Source organism: Pseudomonas sp. Os17 (genome assembly GCF_001547895.1).
GTDB lineage: Bacteria > Pseudomonadota > Gammaproteobacteria > Pseudomonadales > Pseudomonadaceae > Aquipseudomonas.
The window spans coordinates 3,968,534-3,983,760 of record NZ_AP014627.1; the positions used below are offsets into that span (position 1 = coordinate 3,968,534).

The 15,227-nt window shown below is 60.5% G+C and carries 19 protein-coding genes; 2 read left to right on the plus strand and 17 right to left on the minus strand.

Annotated elements, in window-relative coordinates; translation table 11 throughout:
* Nucleotides 1-20: 20 nt before the first annotated feature.
* From POS17_RS31810 to POS17_RS17495, 6 genes are read right to left on the minus strand one after another with little or no spacing between them, the layout of a single operon-like run.
* Nucleotides 21-446: a phage tail assembly chaperone gene (locus POS17_RS31810; protein WP_060839736.1), complete on the minus strand. Its 426-nt coding sequence runs from the start codon at nucleotides 444-446 to the stop codon at nucleotides 21-23.
* 10 nt (nucleotides 447-456) lie between these two features.
* Entirely contained in the window at nucleotides 457-2,337 is a 1,881-nt protein-coding gene (locus tag POS17_RS17475) for a phage tail-collar fiber domain-containing protein (protein ID WP_082729893.1), read from the minus strand.
* Nucleotides 2,334-2,939 (minus strand): phage tail protein I, encoded by a 606-nt coding sequence (locus tag POS17_RS17480; RefSeq protein ID WP_060839737.1) that lies wholly within the window; start codon nucleotides 2,937-2,939, stop codon nucleotides 2,334-2,336. Before POS17_RS17480 ends, POS17_RS17475 begins: the two co-directional genes overlap by 4 nt.
* A gap of 1 nt (nucleotide 2,940) precedes the next feature.
* On the minus strand, nucleotides 2,941-3,822 hold the full coding sequence (locus POS17_RS17485; protein WP_060839738.1) for a baseplate assembly protein: 882 nt from the start codon (nucleotides 3,820-3,822) through the stop codon (nucleotides 2,941-2,943).
* On the minus strand, nucleotides 3,819-4,145 hold the full coding sequence (locus tag POS17_RS17490; protein ID WP_060839739.1) for a GPW/gp25 family protein: 327 nt from the start codon (nucleotides 4,143-4,145) through the stop codon (nucleotides 3,819-3,821). Before POS17_RS17490 ends, POS17_RS17485 begins: the two co-directional genes overlap by 4 nt.
* Before the next feature lie 4 nt (nucleotides 4,146-4,149).
* Nucleotides 4,150-4,350 (minus strand): hypothetical protein, encoded by a 201-nt coding sequence (locus POS17_RS17495; protein ID WP_060841961.1) that lies wholly within the window; start codon nucleotides 4,348-4,350, stop codon nucleotides 4,150-4,152.
* Nucleotides 4,351-4,628: 278 nt separating this feature from the next.
* Between POS17_RS17495 and POS17_RS17500 the strand changes: the two genes are divergently transcribed.
* Nucleotides 4,629-5,177, plus strand: a complete 549-nt coding sequence (locus POS17_RS17500; RefSeq protein ID WP_060839740.1) for a hypothetical protein — start codon at nucleotides 4,629-4,631, stop codon at nucleotides 5,175-5,177.
* A gap of 125 nt (nucleotides 5,178-5,302) precedes the next feature.
* Here POS17_RS17500 and POS17_RS17505 read toward each other — a convergent pair whose 3' ends face one another.
* The 11 genes from POS17_RS17505 to POS17_RS17555 form a co-directional block, all read right to left on the minus strand.
* The gene (locus POS17_RS17505; protein ID WP_060839741.1) at nucleotides 5,303-5,881 is read right to left on the minus strand and encodes a phage baseplate assembly protein V; all 579 of its coding nucleotides are present in this window, start codon (nucleotides 5,879-5,881) and stop codon (nucleotides 5,303-5,305) included.
* Nucleotides 5,878-6,390 (minus strand): hypothetical protein, encoded by a 513-nt coding sequence (locus tag POS17_RS17510; protein ID WP_060841962.1) that lies wholly within the window; start codon nucleotides 6,388-6,390, stop codon nucleotides 5,878-5,880. The genes POS17_RS17505 and POS17_RS17510 overlap by 4 nt, the downstream gene beginning before the upstream one ends.
* On the minus strand, nucleotides 6,383-7,036 hold the full coding sequence (locus POS17_RS17515; RefSeq protein ID WP_060839742.1) for a hypothetical protein: 654 nt from the start codon (nucleotides 7,034-7,036) through the stop codon (nucleotides 6,383-6,385). Before POS17_RS17515 ends, POS17_RS17510 begins: the two co-directional genes overlap by 8 nt.
* The gene (locus POS17_RS17520; protein WP_060839743.1) at nucleotides 7,033-7,347 is read right to left on the minus strand and encodes a head-tail joining protein; all 315 of its coding nucleotides are present in this window, start codon (nucleotides 7,345-7,347) and stop codon (nucleotides 7,033-7,035) included. The genes POS17_RS17515 and POS17_RS17520 overlap by 4 nt, the downstream gene beginning before the upstream one ends.
* Nucleotides 7,348-7,349: 2 nt before the next feature.
* Nucleotides 7,350-8,345 (minus strand): major capsid protein, encoded by a 996-nt coding sequence (locus tag POS17_RS17525; protein WP_060839744.1) that lies wholly within the window; start codon nucleotides 8,343-8,345, stop codon nucleotides 7,350-7,352.
* A 63-nt stretch (nucleotides 8,346-8,408) separates the two neighbouring features.
* The gene (locus POS17_RS17530; protein ID WP_060839745.1) at nucleotides 8,409-8,753 is read right to left on the minus strand and encodes a head decoration protein; all 345 of its coding nucleotides are present in this window, start codon (nucleotides 8,751-8,753) and stop codon (nucleotides 8,409-8,411) included.
* A complete protein-coding gene (locus POS17_RS17535) occupies nucleotides 8,750-9,892 on the minus strand; it encodes a head maturation protease, ClpP-related (protein ID WP_060839746.1) in 1,143 nt (380 codons plus the stop codon). The genes POS17_RS17530 and POS17_RS17535 overlap by 4 nt, the downstream gene beginning before the upstream one ends.
* Nucleotides 9,889-11,370 (minus strand): phage portal protein, encoded by a 1,482-nt coding sequence (locus POS17_RS17540; protein WP_060839747.1) that lies wholly within the window; start codon nucleotides 11,368-11,370, stop codon nucleotides 9,889-9,891. The genes POS17_RS17535 and POS17_RS17540 overlap by 4 nt, the downstream gene beginning before the upstream one ends.
* Nucleotides 11,370-11,576: a phage head-tail joining protein gene (locus POS17_RS17545; RefSeq protein WP_047287306.1), complete on the minus strand. Its 207-nt coding sequence runs from the start codon at nucleotides 11,574-11,576 to the stop codon at nucleotides 11,370-11,372. Before POS17_RS17545 ends, POS17_RS17540 begins: the two co-directional genes overlap by 1 nt.
* Nucleotide 11,577: 1 nt before the next feature.
* Nucleotides 11,578-13,599, minus strand: coding sequence for a phage terminase large subunit family protein (locus tag POS17_RS17550; protein ID WP_060839748.1), 2,022 nt, complete (start codon nucleotides 13,597-13,599; stop codon nucleotides 11,578-11,580).
* Nucleotides 13,580-14,212 carry a hypothetical protein gene (locus POS17_RS17555; protein ID WP_060839749.1) on the minus strand — a complete coding sequence of 211 codons (633 nt, stop codon included), beginning with the start codon at nucleotides 14,210-14,212 and terminating at the stop codon, nucleotides 13,580-13,582. The genes POS17_RS17550 and POS17_RS17555 overlap by 20 nt, the downstream gene beginning before the upstream one ends.
* A 207-nt stretch (nucleotides 14,213-14,419) precedes the next feature.
* On the opposite strand from POS17_RS17555, the gene POS17_RS17560 reads away from it, so the two are divergent.
* Entirely contained in the window at nucleotides 14,420-15,154 is a 735-nt protein-coding gene (locus POS17_RS17560) for a hypothetical protein (protein ID WP_060839750.1), read from the plus strand.
* The last annotated feature ends 73 nt before the right edge of the window (nucleotides 15,155-15,227 follow it).

The following is a 15,227-nucleotide window of genomic DNA, read 5'->3' on the forward strand; positions in this document are numbered from 1 at the left end:
GCCCCGTCAGTGCGGGGCGTTTACTCGGTTTGCTCGGCGATCCAGGGTGGTGCCACCGGGCGGTGCTCGATCTGGGGAAAGTCAGGTGATTGCGGCCAGTCGCGCAGGGCCTGCATGTACAACAGCAGCTCGTTGAACTGATCACCTGTCAGCGTGGTAGCCGCGCCTATTTCGAGCTGGTCACGGTGACGCTCGCGCAACCACATCACCGAGGACAGCTCATCGTCGCGCCACTCGCGCTCCAGTGTTGCCGGATCTGGGACCACCTCAGGGGAATCGACAAGGTATGGCAGACCGCGTTCATCGTGAGCGCGAACTTTGCCAGCGGGAGGGTTACCGATCACCGTCATGTAAAGCTCATCAGTGATTTCGACTGCATCGGCGGGCATGGACACGTGCATGCCGCGCAAGTACGTGGTTTGGGTTGTCTGGCTATAAAAGCGCATGTGGCCTCCCTCAGCTTCCTATTGCGATGTATTTGACGCCATAAGGTACAGCGCCCGCGTAGGTCTTAAAGTTGACCCCCGTGGTCGAAAGCCCGAACGAGGCGACCGCATCCTGGGTAACCCCGACATTTGTTGCCCCTACATAGTTAGTCGCCACTACAGCATAAGCAGCGGTAGGAAACGCCATTGCGAATGTCACTGCGGCAGGAGTGGAGCTGAAACCTACCGATGCCCCCCACTGAAGAACCAGCCCGCCGAGCCAGGAAGGAAGCGCGATATATCCATTGGATGCGAGACTGATCGAGAAGCCCCACCGAAGTTTCTTCGGCGTCGGCATTACAAAATCGTTCGCGCTATCAAGCATCTGCGCGGTAGTTGCGACTTTTGTAGTGCCTTGATTGATCTCAGTCGCTTGGGTGGCCAGCGGGGCCAGAGCCGAGATGTCGATAGCCCCCTGATTGATCGGTGCGTTCCAGGCCTTGATGCACCACATAACCGCCAGGTTGCGCGGGCGCGCTTCGGAACCACCAGAACTTGCAACATCCGCCGTATAGCTGACTCTTGAACCAGCCCCACCCGACAGCCCTGCACCTCCTATGGCGTCAGATGAAAGAAACTTCCATCCGGCACCCGCAGTTGATCCGTGGGTGTGTGTTTTGTTATCGCTGTCCTGCCACGACCCGATCACACGACCTGCATCCGCCCCGCGACCATGATCCCACCCGCGGAGGAATTCACCGCGCGACTCAGGCAGCCGGAAGTTTCCGGCACCCTCGTCGCCCTTGTTGAAGGTGGTACCGAGGTACGCCGCAAGGTCCGGATATGTGGCGATGCTCTTCACACTGCCATCAATCTCAAGGAACCCAGGCGGCACGCTAGCCTTGGGAAACGCCACAATCGAGCCCACCGGCAACGCCGAGGCCTGCGCCACAATCGACTCGATCTCCGCCTTGGTGTAAGTGTCGGTGATGCCGTGCCCGGCCAGGGTGCTCGGGTTGGTCCCGGCAATCACCCGGCCGTACTTGTCGACCGTGACATTGGCATAGGAGCCAGCGCTGACACCAGTTCGCCCCGTCGCCATCTCGAAGGCCAGCGGCGTGGTGCCGAGGACAATCGGCCCGTCGGTGACTAACTGCCAAACGCTGTCACCATTGACCGTGCCTGTCTCGATACTGACGAACAGCCCCGGAGTGACCTCCAGACTGGTGTCAGCATCCTGGGCACGCTTCCACACGCCCGTCGACGACACGACATACAGCCCGTTGTCCTTGGCCTGGGCTTGGTTTTTCACCAGCACCCGGGCATCGGCCGGCAGCAGCACTCCGTCGATGGTCTGAATCCCGCTCAACGCGATGTTGGCCGTGGTGGCCACCAGCGCCGAGTGCTTGAAATCCAGCTTGGCCAGCGCATCGATCACCGCATTGTCGACGTACTCGCGGGTAGCCAGGACCACCGCTGGGTCGATCTTCAGCACGATCTGCGCGGTGTTGGCCACGATGAAGTTCATGCGGATAACCTGGGTCTTGCCGGTGCCTTGGGCCAGCAGGGGCTTGAAGCTTGGCGCGCAGTTGGCCACCGCCACCAGATCACCGTCGGCATCGAACAGGCCGATCTCCCGAATCCAGCGACCGCCCACATCAGACGGGATCACCTGCTCGGTGATGATGATGTTCGGGTTCGCCGGGTCAGTGCGTACCTGGTTGACCGGAGCCCGGCGCCATTCGTTGATCAGCTTGGTCTGGGTACGGTTCGGGATGGGGTCGGTGCCGTTGGCATCCCCTACCGCCATCTCCTTGAAGGTCCAGGGCACACCGAGCGCCGTAGCGTTGGCTTGTTTCGCCTCGCCTACCGCCGTGAGGATGGCGAAGAACTGACTGTTGGAATCGATCATGGGTACACGTCCAGGGTGTCTATTTCATCAATGCACACGACCTGGCCATAACGGCCGGTCACTTCGATATCGCGGGGTGTCGGGGGGTAAACATCGATCACTTCGCCCTGGTCCACATAGGCGCCGTAGCCGATCACCCCTGAGGTTTCCAGGCTGATGGCCAGGCCGGTCATGTGCCGGCTGACGGGCTTGGCGTCGTCGATCAGCCGGGTCAGTTCTTGATACATCTCCTCGGTGATGCCGGTATCCAGCACGCCGACTTTCAGGGCAAAGGTGGCCGGTTCACCGGCGGGCACCGTCTGCCACCACTCGACCACCTCGATCAGGTAGCCCAGAGGCTCCACCACCCGGCGCAGCGCGCCGATGGTGCCCTTGCGAGCATGGATGAAGTGTGCCGCCCGGATCGCGTTACGCTTCACCGTCTCGGACCAACGCGGGTCCCAACGATCCACTGACCAGGCCCAGGCCAACTGGGGCAGCAGATGCACCGGACAGGTCGCGGGGTTGTACAGGGTGCGCAGCACAATCGAGGTTTCGCCGGCGCTCGCAGCCTCAAGGGCCCTTTCCAGCGGCGTACTGTTGATCGGCAATAGGCTGGTCATGTCAGCCTCCCAGCGTGACGCTGTAGCCGTTGCAGTACGCCGCCTGTGCCCTGGTCGGGGCTATGTCCTGCCACCCCGGCAGCTCGACCCGGGCCACGCCGGCCACATGCAATTGCGCATCAATGGCCGAGCGAGCCACCTCGATACCCAACCGCCGTCGCGGATTGACCCAAGCAGCCAGCTTGCGCTCAGCCTCGGCCAGCGCGGCGTCACTCTCCGGCCCCGGGCCCTTCATGTGCAGCACCGCGTCGATGCGATACGGCAGCACCTGGGCACTCTGCACCGTGACTCGATCCCCCAACGGCCGCACGTCCTCATCGTTGAGGGCTGCCGCGACTGTCGCCAGCAGCCCTGGAGCGGCCGTGCCGTCGCCTTCCAGGCTCAACACCGTGACCGTCACGCAGGCCGGTGACGGGCTTTCGGCCTCGGCATCTGCCACCAGGGCCGAGGCATTGCGCGCATGTAAGATGTAGCTGTTACGGGGCCCGGCGGTGGTCAGCCCCTCATAGGCCAACTGGACACGCTCGCGCAGACCGTCGTCAGTTTCCTTGACCTCCTCCACCGGCGGCACCGCCTGGGGGTCGCCGGACTGGATCACCAGGCGCTGCAAGTTGACGTTGGCCGCCAGGTGATCCAAGTCCGTGCCTTTGGCGTGGGCCAGCAGCAGCGCCTTGGCCGCATCATTGACCCGGGCCCGCAACTGCATATCGCCGTAGGCCGACAGCTCCAGCTGCTTGGTGACCGGGTCACTCTCCAGGTCGGCGGTCCAATTCTCGCCCATGTGCCGGCGAAAGGTCGCCAGCTTGCCCTGATACAACGCTTCAAAGTCCAGGGCTTCCAGCACCTGCGGCGCCGGTAGTACCGACAAGTCCAGCATGCTCATGCCGTTACCTCCAAAACCGCACTATTACCCAGGTACTGACCGACCAGCTCGAAGCTGATCTGGCCACCCACCACCGCTACCACCCGCACCCGCTCCAGCTTCAAGCGGGGCTCCCAGCGCAACAGCGCCCGCGCCACCTCAGCCTGTACCGCGCTTTTCCAGCCGCCGGTCACAGGCAAGTCGACGTAGCGGCGCAGGTTGCTGCCGTACTCCGGACGCATCCGGCGACTGCCCAGCGGCGTGGTCAGGATGTCCTCGATGGACTGCCGCACATGCTCGATGCCGGACAGCGGCTGGCCGGTGCGGCGATCCATTCCGATCATTGCGTTACTCCTGCTGCAAATCCGAGTGCTTGCTCAGGTACTCCAGCGCGACGCTGTCACCGGTGGGAGCGGATACCCGCCCCTGGGCCACGGCCAACTGGCGGCCGTCCGGCAGGATCAGCACACGGGAGGTGTAGAGGGTGTCGCGGAACACTGTAGGGCCGGCGCTGGCTGATGCGTCGGTGAGCTTTTTTGAGGTAGTCATGATTTCTCCGTGTATAAAAAATCCCGCGTACAACAGGCTTCCAGCTAAAGCTGCATAGCTTTGAGTAGATCAAACTAACGCGCCCTCCATTAGCTGCAATTGAGAGGCACATAGAAACGGCACCAGGAGATGCCAGCGCCACTCAATTTTTTTTGGACTAAATTTTGTTACTACTCAGCAAGTGAGCCGTAGGTGATCTATATAGAATTAAAGAGCCTACTTCCTTACGGTTTAGGCTCAGCTTAAAAAGGCGTCTTAAACTCGCAAAAGGAAAGGCTATGATTATAAAAAACGCCATATGCATCAGCTTGTCCTTACTGATGACAGGCTGTATTAACTTCACCTCTCCCGCCCGAAGCTCAAAGCTCGAGGCATCGTCAAGTTACTGGTTTGATTACGACGCATCTCGACGCGGGGCGTTTCTTGTACCAGATGGCACGAAGATCAAAATCTGCGCGGAGCCTCCACCAGATGTTGCACTAAGCTTGGTTTCGAAGCTCGAAGCCGATGTAAAAAAAGACGGTGTTGGGGAGGTATCAGGAAAAACCGAGTTCAATACAACAGTCGTAAAACTGGTGGAGCGAACTCAAATGACAATGCTCCTACGAGAGTCTCTTTATCGACTTTGCGAACAGTCCTTGGGACAGAACTTTACGTCCGCCGAAATACTTAAAGCTTATGAAGACACTGTGCAAGCGGCAGCTGACATAGCCAAGACAGATTTGATAAAAGCACAGGAAAGCCTAGTTAAATCCGAGACAGTACAAACCCTTGTTAACCAAGGAATAAGCCCCGTAGAAATACAGGAACTTCTCGAGCGCAAATAGGGCATTCGTCTAAACGTAGATTTAACAATCAGCCAATGACTCCTTACCCCACTAGTGCAAAGTGGCAAGTCAAACAAAATGAAAGGAACAACCGCCGGAAGTGCTCCGCACTCCGGCGTATCTTTTTAATGCTTATGGTTCGCTGTATTGCCGGTGGTATCAACAATTCTGCCGCCGCCATTGATGTCACCAGCAACACTCAATGCTCCAACGATTTGGACATTTCCCTCAAGGGTGATTTCTCCTGCTAGCAGGATGGTTGAGGCCTTGCCAGCAATCGAGTCGTCAGTAACCACCGCCGAGCTGCTGCCGACCTGAATGGTCACCGTTCCGCTGGGCAGGTTGATGCTGTAGCTCTTGGTCTGCCAGTCGTAGACCAGCGAACCGCCATCATCGAAGCGCCAGACCTCGACGTGGTCGCGGTTGTCCGGCTGCGCACCAGCGTTGCCGTACAGGCCAGGCACAAACGTACCTTGTGCTGGTTCACCGCTGGGGCTGATCAGGGCTCCCTGCTCACCCAGACTCGGCGCCCGCCAGTGCCGAGCCTTACCGGCAGCTTGGCTGTGCCAGCGAACCCAGGCGCTGGTCCAGCCGGCACCATCAGAAACCCGCACCGTCCCGCCAGCGAGATCCACGCCCACCACGCTACAAGGGATGATCAGGCCGGCCAACATACGATCATGCTGTGCGCTGACGTAGCTCACGACAACTCCTCCGGACGGACATCACCGACACCCTCACCCAGGTTAAACACCAACGTGCCCGGCGGCTGATCAGGCCACGGCCATTCCTCTTTGCCGAGGTATATCCCCTGGGTCCACTCCACAACCCAGACCGCGTACCCATCCAGCTCAGGCCGCGTCCAGTCCTGGGCAGACCGCACAAACTCGGCGGCAGTTACTTCGACGCCCCAGGTCTGCATGCGCAACAGCACCGCAATCTGCGAAGCGACAAAGGCCGCTTGTTGCTGGCACTGGGGCAGTTCAGATCCCACGATTACTCGCGCCTCAAAGCGAGCCTCCAGCGCCGTCTCGCCGGTCATCTGATCGGTACCCGGCTCCAGCTCCACCAGTTCAATCACCACCGCCGGAATAGCCATACGCTCAAGCATGTCAGGCATGACCGCTACATAAGCCAACCCAGGGATGGCATCGCGAATATGTTGCTCTATCGCGCTGTACAACTGGTCCAGGCTGATAGGTTCATCAGGCACGTTTGCCACCTCGCAGATACTTCTGCAGCTCAAAGTTCAGTTCCTGTTCGAGGATTTCCAGCAGCCTTTCATCAGCGCGCTTGACCCATTCATCAAAGATCGGCCGCACGTCATCCAGCGACACCTTGGCCTTGGCCAGAGGAAAGCGGTTGTCGTTCTCGTTGATGAAGCCAGAGCGCCGCTTTCCCTCCCGTGTTTCGGGGTAGTTGCTCGGGTCGAAGTGCTTGCTGCCAGTCCGAATCCAGATATCGGCCTGACTGCCATAGACCTTCTTGAAGAAGGCCCCCTGATAGCGCCGCCCCGCCACCGACACACCCGACCGATTCTGGCGGGCTCGACCGATCCGGCTCGACTCAATCGGGTTGATACCGAACCAGAGCTTGCCCTGTCCTTTGCTGTTGATGGGGTAAGCCCGCAAACGCTGGCGAACAGCCCCAACCGCAATGCGCTCCTTGCTGCTGACAGCCCTGGCAATGTAGGTCCGCAACCAACGCAAGGTCTTGTTGATCGCCCGGCGCTGGGCCGCTGCCGCTGCCTTGGGCACCACGGCGGCAAAGTCCTTGAACGCCTGCATATCGACGGCCGAGGGCTGCAGCGTGATCATGCCTTCGCTGGCCGATTGCCGAGCGTAGCTGCCGATGCTCATGGATTGATCCTCAGAATGAGACTGACCAGGCCATCGCCTCCTGGCTCAATCAGAATCAAGGTGTACAGGCCACCTCCATCGTGCGCGGGCAGATCGATGCGCACCTGCTGACGTACCTCTACCCCTTCGGCATCCGATACACGGATCACCAGATGTGGCTCGCGCAGGCCCGTATTCATCTTGCCGAGCTTGGGTTGCAGCCAAGGCGCCGAGAACATCCCCAGCACCTCGCGCCCTTCGATATAGGCCGTATCCCCCAGCGCCTCGAACACCGCATCGTCAGCATCGGCGACCAACTCGCGAATGCCCACGGCTACATCTCCAGCAGGATCTGCGCCAATGGCCGCGTGCACAGGTGCAGCGGGTTCGACTGCGCCTCGCCGGCCATGCCCTTGCCGAACGGCATCGGCTCGATCTTGCTGTAGTACGGCAGGCCCTCGGTGTTAACCGTCTCCATGTAGTCGGCCGGGGCAAACACCGAGATGTACAGATCCGGTACGCCCTCGGGAATCAGCAGCGCCTTGTCGTCATGAACAAAGGAAACCCCAGCAACCTTGCCGCGATAGCGTTCCCAGACGATGCCGCCGAACTCGAAGCTCTCGCGGGCATCACCCCGCAGTGCTGCCGCCTGCTGGGTGTTGAGGAAGGTTTCCTTGACCTTCTCGTGGGCAATCATCTTGTTCCAGAAGTGCTTGCCACAGAACGCCCGCGATCCAGTGCTGGTGATACTGCCCAGGGCATCCTCTTGCAGATCCAGAGCCTCGCCGCATTTGACGCGGATTTCAGTGGTAGGGTCGTTGAGCCCCATCGGCATCTTTTTACGAGTCACCCCAAAGGTCTTGTAGATGTCCAACAGCACCGTCTTGCCGTCCGCATCGAGGATCTGGCCGTTCAAGGCACCCATGCGCTGGAATTCGTGGGTGGCGTCCAACTGTCGACGGCACTTGGCCAGGCGTTTGTTAACCACGTCCTGCACCGATTGCAGCTCGCTGCGGGTACCGAAGGCGCGGATGCCCTGGATCTCGTCGGCCTTGATGGCGAAGCGTTCCGGCAGGTGCACGGTGTTAAACGGGATCAGGTTGCGCTTGCTACCACCGACCACCAGGCCCGAGGTGCCACGCTCGCCCGCAGGGACCAGGCCGATGGTGTCGCCGTCCTTCTCGATCTGCACTGTCAGGGTGGTAATACCCTGCTCCTGAAACAGGCCCAGGCCGCTGATACGACCCGGGAGATACTCCTGATCGTTGATCGCCGCCGTCAGCGAAGAAACAGAAAACGCGTCGTCGTTGAAAATCTCAATGTCAGCCATGAAGCAATCTCCAGAAAGCAAAAAACCCGCAAAGGCGGGTTCGGTAAACGAGGATGAATCGCCCTAGCGGACGAACACAAAATGAGTGGCCAGGGCCCTCTCGGCGGCTGGGTCCAGGCCGGTCAGGTGCGCTTCGCTGACCTCAGCCAAACGCACCACAGCGCGACCGCGACGAACCACATCCGACTCACCCAAGGGGCCATAGAGAATGGCCTGTGCGTTTTCGCTACCGTCCTCGGCGGTCGGTTTGTAGGGGGCAAACTCACCGGTAGCTACCACCAGGCCGAGGATCTGCCCCGGCTCCAGGGCTGGGCCCGCCGCCACGTTGATGGCTTCGCGGGAAATGGTGCCAGCCCCTTCGGACAGCAGGAATTCACCCGCATGCATCGGCTCACGTTGAATGGTCATGGTCTAACTCCTTTTGCGGATGGGTTTCGTGCGGCCTGGCGAGCGGCCCAGATAGAGGGCTGATCAATCTGTTTGGCCTGCACTTTGGGTGGTGGATCTGCTTCGAGCGGCAGGCTGTTGTCGATCTCGAAACCCTTGCCGCTGCCCACCAGCTTGTCGAACAGCCGGGCCCGCACAGCGGCGGCATCCAGACCGGCCGTCACATACTCGGCACTGAACTCAGGCAAACGGGCGGCCACGCACAGATCGTTGATGGCTTTGGCCCGGGTCAAACCCGCCTGGACAACGGCCTCGCTTTCCAGCTGGGTGGATTTCAATAGCGGCTCGATCAGGTTACTGATACCGGCAGCCGTGCAGCTCTGGGTGACCAGCAGCGCAAGCTGCGCGGCATCCACCACCGGAGCCGGCTCTGGCGGATCGGCTGGCACCTGCGGATCTGGCTGCGGCGCTTCATCCAATTGGGCCAGCAGCTCAGCCGGCGCGTTGTGAAAGCGTTGCAGCGCGGCGCCCTGGCCCAAGCAAGCTTTGACCGTGACGCCGTCGCCCACCTCGTCCGCCAGGCCAAGGGCCACCGCCTCATTCGCCGTCAGCCACGTCTCAGCATCAACGAGGCGCCGCAGCTCCTCTTCATCGATGTCCGGTGCCTTGGCCTTATAGGCGGCGATGATGGCTTCCATGGTCTGGTCGAGCACCTGGGCCACCTTGCGAAAGTCCTCGGCATCGCCCGAGGCGTAGGTCCAGGGGTTGTGAATCATCAGCATGGCATTGGCCGCGATCACCACCCGGTGAGCGCCGCACACAGCAACGCTGGCAGCACTGGCGGCCAGGGCGTCGATACGGCCGGTGCAGCGCTCCCCCAACCGCGACAGCGCGTTGTGAATGGCCAGGCCGTCGAACAGGTCACCGCCGACGCTATTAAACGCGGCAATCACCGGAGACACGCCGTCGTCCAGGGCTCGCAGATCCTGCACAAACTGATTGGCCGTCACGCCCCACGCGCCGATCTCGCCATACACGAACACCTCGATGTTGCGCTGTTCGGCTTCGCCACTGGCCCGTAGGGTGTACCAGGTTTGATCCTTCACCGGCACCACAGCGCCGGCGGCGTCATAGACGCGGACCTGAGTTTTCTTGCTCATGGTTGCTCCTTGTCGTCGAGCAACTCGACGCTTTCAAGAGTGGTGTAATTGAGGCCAAGGCCCTGCGCGCGTTGCAGATCCGCGGCGTTTTCAGCATCGACCGTTTCGGCGTCATAGCCGGTGCGCAGCACCATCTCGCTGCGCGAGGCGAAGCCAGCCTGTACTTCCATGCGTCGTGCTTGAACGTCCTGCACTGGCTGGATGTAGGCCCAGCCTTGAGGCACCCAACGAGTGCGCAGGTACTCACGGCGCCGTTGCGCGTAGTCCTCCAGCTGCAGCGTCCCCGAGAGCACGGCCATGTCCATCCAGGCCGCCCGAACAGGGCGGCACAGCTGGTGCACGTAAACGCTGAACTGCAGTTGCTCTAGGCGGCGCCGGAACTCGTTGAGCACCACCCGCAGAGCCCGGTCGTTGATCTCGCGCATGTCACCCGTGAGGATCTCGTAGGGCGTGCCGGTACCCGCTGCAGCAGCCATCAGTTGCTGCCGCATGAAGTCGGGGTAGTTGTTGCCCGCGTCCGGCGGCTTGGAAAACTCGACCTCCTCACCCGGCCCCAGCTCCTGCATCGTGCCCGGCTCCAGCGCCACCATCGGCGTGAAACCATCGCGGTCCGCCATCAGCGGTTGGCCGGTGACTGGATCTCGCGGCGCCGGCCCCGTCTCGGGCGTCGGCCGCGAAATGAAACCGGCGAACAGGTTCGCCACCTCCTGCCGGAACAACACCGCGTCATCGTAGTTGTCGAGACTGCGCAGGCGCTTCAGCACTGGCGACAAACGCGGAACACCGCGCAACTGGCCCGGCTCTATCGGTTCGAAGATGTGCAGCACTTGGGACGCTGGCACCCGTAACAACTGGTTATAACCGCCGTTCAACGACGAGGAGTCCCCCGGGTGCGAGCGATACATCCAGTACGCCACCCGCTTGCCCATGGTGTTGAACTCGATCCCGGCTCGAATGACATTGCCATCGCGGGTACTTTCAAACTTGTCATGAGGTACGAACTCCGGCGCCAGCAGTTGCAATTGCAGCGGCACCGCCAAGCCTTCGTTCAGACTACGAGGACGCAGGCGCACGAAGCATTCGCCCGATGTCTCGACTGTTCTAGCCACCAGGGCCTGCAGACCATAGAAGTCGGTCAACTCATCGGCGTCCGATTCATCCACCCAGTCCTCCCACAACTCCTGCAGCAGCTCGCGCAGGTCGTGGTCAGCCGTCCGTGGCCTGGGATTGATCCCGGTGCCGACCAGGTTGCTGACCCGCTTGTCGATCACGTTGAACGCATACGGGTCGTTGCGTACCGCCGCCCGGGAACGCGAGCGCAGGTTGCGCAAGGCCGGGGTGTTGATGGTGTTGATGCCGTTGTCGGGGGCATCCCAGCCCGAGGAGCGGCGCCCCTCTCCGGCGCCCTCGTAACTGGCCTTGATATTGGACGGCAGCAAGAAACCGTTACGGGTCAGCGTCGGAAAGTGGCGAGCCATTACAGTCCCTTGCCTCCATGGAAAAGCCTGATCACGCGAGCGCGTGGTCCGGCGGCTGCACTCAGGCTGCCCCGGATCTCCTCGCGGGCCCTGAGCAGTTCATCCACCGTGCGGTACTCCACGGTGCGGTCGCCATAGCGCACGGTTTTTTCACCGCGAGCGATAGCGCCCTCGATAGCGTCGAGGTGTTTCTGGGTAAAGGACATATCAGCGTCTCTTCAGATAGCCGCTAGTAGACATACGGCGTTGAGGGGGTGGAGCTGCTGGCCGGGGCATAACCGCCGTGGCGGTCGGCTGAACCACCGGTTCAACGACTGGAGCTGGTTTTGGCTCATCAGAAACAGACTCCACCTGCGCAGGTGCAGCGGTTGCCACTTCATCGAACAGCCCGGACTGGGCCATGGCCTGCCGCACGCGGTCCCAGTCGGATTCGAGGTACCGATTGATGCCCAGGTAATGCGCCATCGCCAGGCAATACACCATCAGGTCGAGCCCCTCGTTCCGGTCGGCCTTGCCCTTGACCCACTCAATGCGCTTGTGGCCTTTGACGTAACGCGCCACCTTGCTCTCAGCCACACACTGGTCGAAGAACTCATCGGGCAAGTCATTGGCAAAGTGCAAGGCACCCGGCCCGCTCTCGAAGGGATAGCGGTTGTAGATCCAGTCCTTGGCGGTATCGGTACCAACAAACCACAGCTCGGCGCCGTTGCGTTCGGTCTGGCCCTTCCAGGTCACGTCTACCATCGACGGCCGCTGGGCGATCACTGGCCGACCTGGCTTGCTCGCACCCTTGATGGCGAAGACGTTGCGCCAACGGCGGAGCCGGCAGAACTGATAAACCTCATCCGTGTGATGGCCGCCCGAGTCGACACCAGCGGCAAGGATCGCCAGACCGACGCCGCAGGGGTGCCGGTAACGCGCCTTGAGCTTCTCATCCAGCAACGCCCAGGTCTGTTCGTTCGCCGGGTCGCCCCAGATCACCTGGTGGTCGATCACCCAGCGCTCCATGCCGACACCAAAGCCCATAACCATCAGCTCCAGGCGGTTGGCCTGGACGTCGACAGCGGCGGTCAGCATCAGCACACCGGCTGGCATCGACCCGAGGCAGTAGTTCTCAAGGCGTGCCCGGTCCCGCAGCACATGGGCCTTGGTCTGCTCTTGAGCGCTGTCCCACACCTTGGCAAGCCGGGTGTTGTAGAACACCTGCATCGGCTCCAGATCGCCCTTGGCCTGGGCTTTCTTGGCCTTCTCGAACTGCCGCGCCAGCGTGCGCCAGTCCATCCAGCCAGGTGGCGAGTACAAGGCGTTGAGGTGGAAACCTACCGTTTCGCCATCGCCCTGGGCATGTGATCGCCATTCGCCGTTGGCCAACATCCAGCCTTTGTGGTGTTCCTCGATCAGAACGTCACAATCCAACCCGGACGCTGCGCACTTGTAATGTACGACGCTGAAATCGGCCGAGTAGAGTAGGTTTTCCCACTCAAGTACCTGCATGTGCCCACAATACGGACACGGTACGTAGTAGTAACGTTGGTCACTGGACTCGAACAGATCGCTGATCCGCGATGCCCCCTTGATCGTGGGCGAGCTGGAGAAATAGAACTTGGCGTTGCGGCCGAAGGTACTGCCCCGGGTTTCCGCCAGCTCGATGGGGTCACCCTCCTCGCCGACGTCCACTTCCCAGCGGTCGACCTCATCGCCGTACACATAGCGAGCCGACAGCTCGGCCAAGTTGGCCGCAGACCCCGCCGTCGTCACGTACAACGACCCGCCTTCAAACTCCTTAGTGTCCATGGTGTTGCGCGAATCCCGCGAGCGGCTGGACGCCACCCGTTCGCGCAGTACAGGCGTGGCCTTGATGGTCTTGCCGATCCGTGAAGACACCCGCTTGGCCAGGCCCAGGCTGGGCAGCAACGTCAGAATGTTGGACGGTGCCATGTGGATCAGGCCGCCGATCCAGTTCAAGGCAATCTGAGTTTTCATCAACTGCGAGGCCACCATGGTGACCACGCGCTTGCAGGGGTGAGCCGGTGACAGGCAGCGCATGGGCTCCCGGGCATAAGGCGTCCGCGAGGTCCGGTACTGGCCCGGCTCAGCGGCGCCGGTATCGCGGGGGATGCGCATGTACTCATCCGCCCATTCATCAATCCACACATCAGGGTCAGGCTGCAGGCCACGAAAGTAGGCCTCGCGGTAAACCTCCGCGCCGTCAGGTCTGGCCAGGTTCATTGACTACCTCCCAGTTGGTTTCAAGGGTGTGGCCAAAGTCCTCCGCAGACATGCGGCTGGCCTCTTCCAGCCGTGTGCGCAAGGCTGCCGTGAGGTGCCTTTCGATCTCCCAGGCGTCGGTCATCGCGGCAAGCTCAGGCGCGAGCTGCGGCGGCATACCCAACAGCGTGTCGCGCAGCATGCGGCCGGCGTTGTAGGCACCGGACTGCACCGCTGTGACCTCCACGGTCGAGCCCTGGACCTTGTTAAATTCCGCCTCGGCCAGCTGTGCCAGATAGTACTCGCGGTGAGCGCGAGCCTTTTGAAAGTCTGGCTGCTTGCCCGGCGCGATAGCCAATGGCTGCGGCGCAGCCGTGGAAGTCGGCTCGGCAAGTGGGGTGAGTTGGCTGTGAACATCGCGCTGGACACGATCCTGTTGATGGCGAGCCGAGACAGCGGCCTTGCTCGGGTCTGCGGTTTCAGCAATGAGGGCTTGAGTGGCCAGGACATCGACCTTCTTGCCATCCGGCGAAAGCACCAACCGGTTGTTGTCTTTGAGCCAGGTGATGTAGCTGGGCGACCTGCCGATGCGAGCCGCGAAGGCGCTCTTTGACAGGTAGGTTGGTTCTGTCATGAGCCCTCCTTTTTCAACGGCTTTTCAATCGAACCTTTCAATTTCAATGGATTGAATTTCAGTAAGCTGGCAGCCCTGCCGCTAACGAAGTCCCGCGGGTTCCCGACCCCGTGTCCTCGGGAGCGTCCCAGGGTCCCCGGCGCTTTCTGAGCCATTCTCGATACGCTAATCTCCACCACTGCCCCTCCAACGCATCAAGGATGAAACGTGTTCTGGAATAGAGAGAAGAAAGTTCGAGTTGAGCTGACAGCTCCAATAACCATCACCCAGCCAAGTTGCTCAGGCCTGCAAGCGTCGACTTCACAGACGCCGGTTCCGAAGACCGTAGACAAAGACTTTGCCTTAAAGCTGTTGATCGGTATTGCACTCTTCCTACAGGCAGCTCTCTTTGTCGATGGTTACCTGGAACTCACCGCTTACTTTGAGCAGTTCGGCATCTCGACAGGTGAGCTCGATTTGGCTAACCCAGCGATTTTAGCTACAGGTTATTTACACTGGTTCACCACCGTTATGAGCTGGGTTGATGGGATGCCTATCATCGGCCCATTTTTGCAATGGCTCCCATTTGCTGTCGTTGCTACGGCTTATGTATGCGCACTTGCAAACCATGAAACGAAGGCGCAGTCCCTCATCGAAAAAGGCCTAATGGGTAGTCTTGCCCTCTTTGTAGTTTTCATACTGCCCATCGTCGGAGTGCAGCATGGCATTGACAGAGGCAGGCAAGACATCAGTAAAACCACCGGTATCGACGTAGCAAACGGAATTAGCAAGGAACACAGCGTCGTAACCAAAGATGGAGAAAAAGTTACTGGCCACCTCGTGGCAGCAGACACTAAAAGCACGTTCCTTCTCTCGAACCAAACCGTCTACAAAATCGATAACAGAACAAACCAGGTAATGAGAAAAATATTGCTGAAGGCGAAACCCCAAAAAGCACTCTAAGAATCAAATGCCGTGGACCTAGCACACTAAGTTTGAAAAGACGGACATCCCTGCACCGATCTCAGTTGCAGGG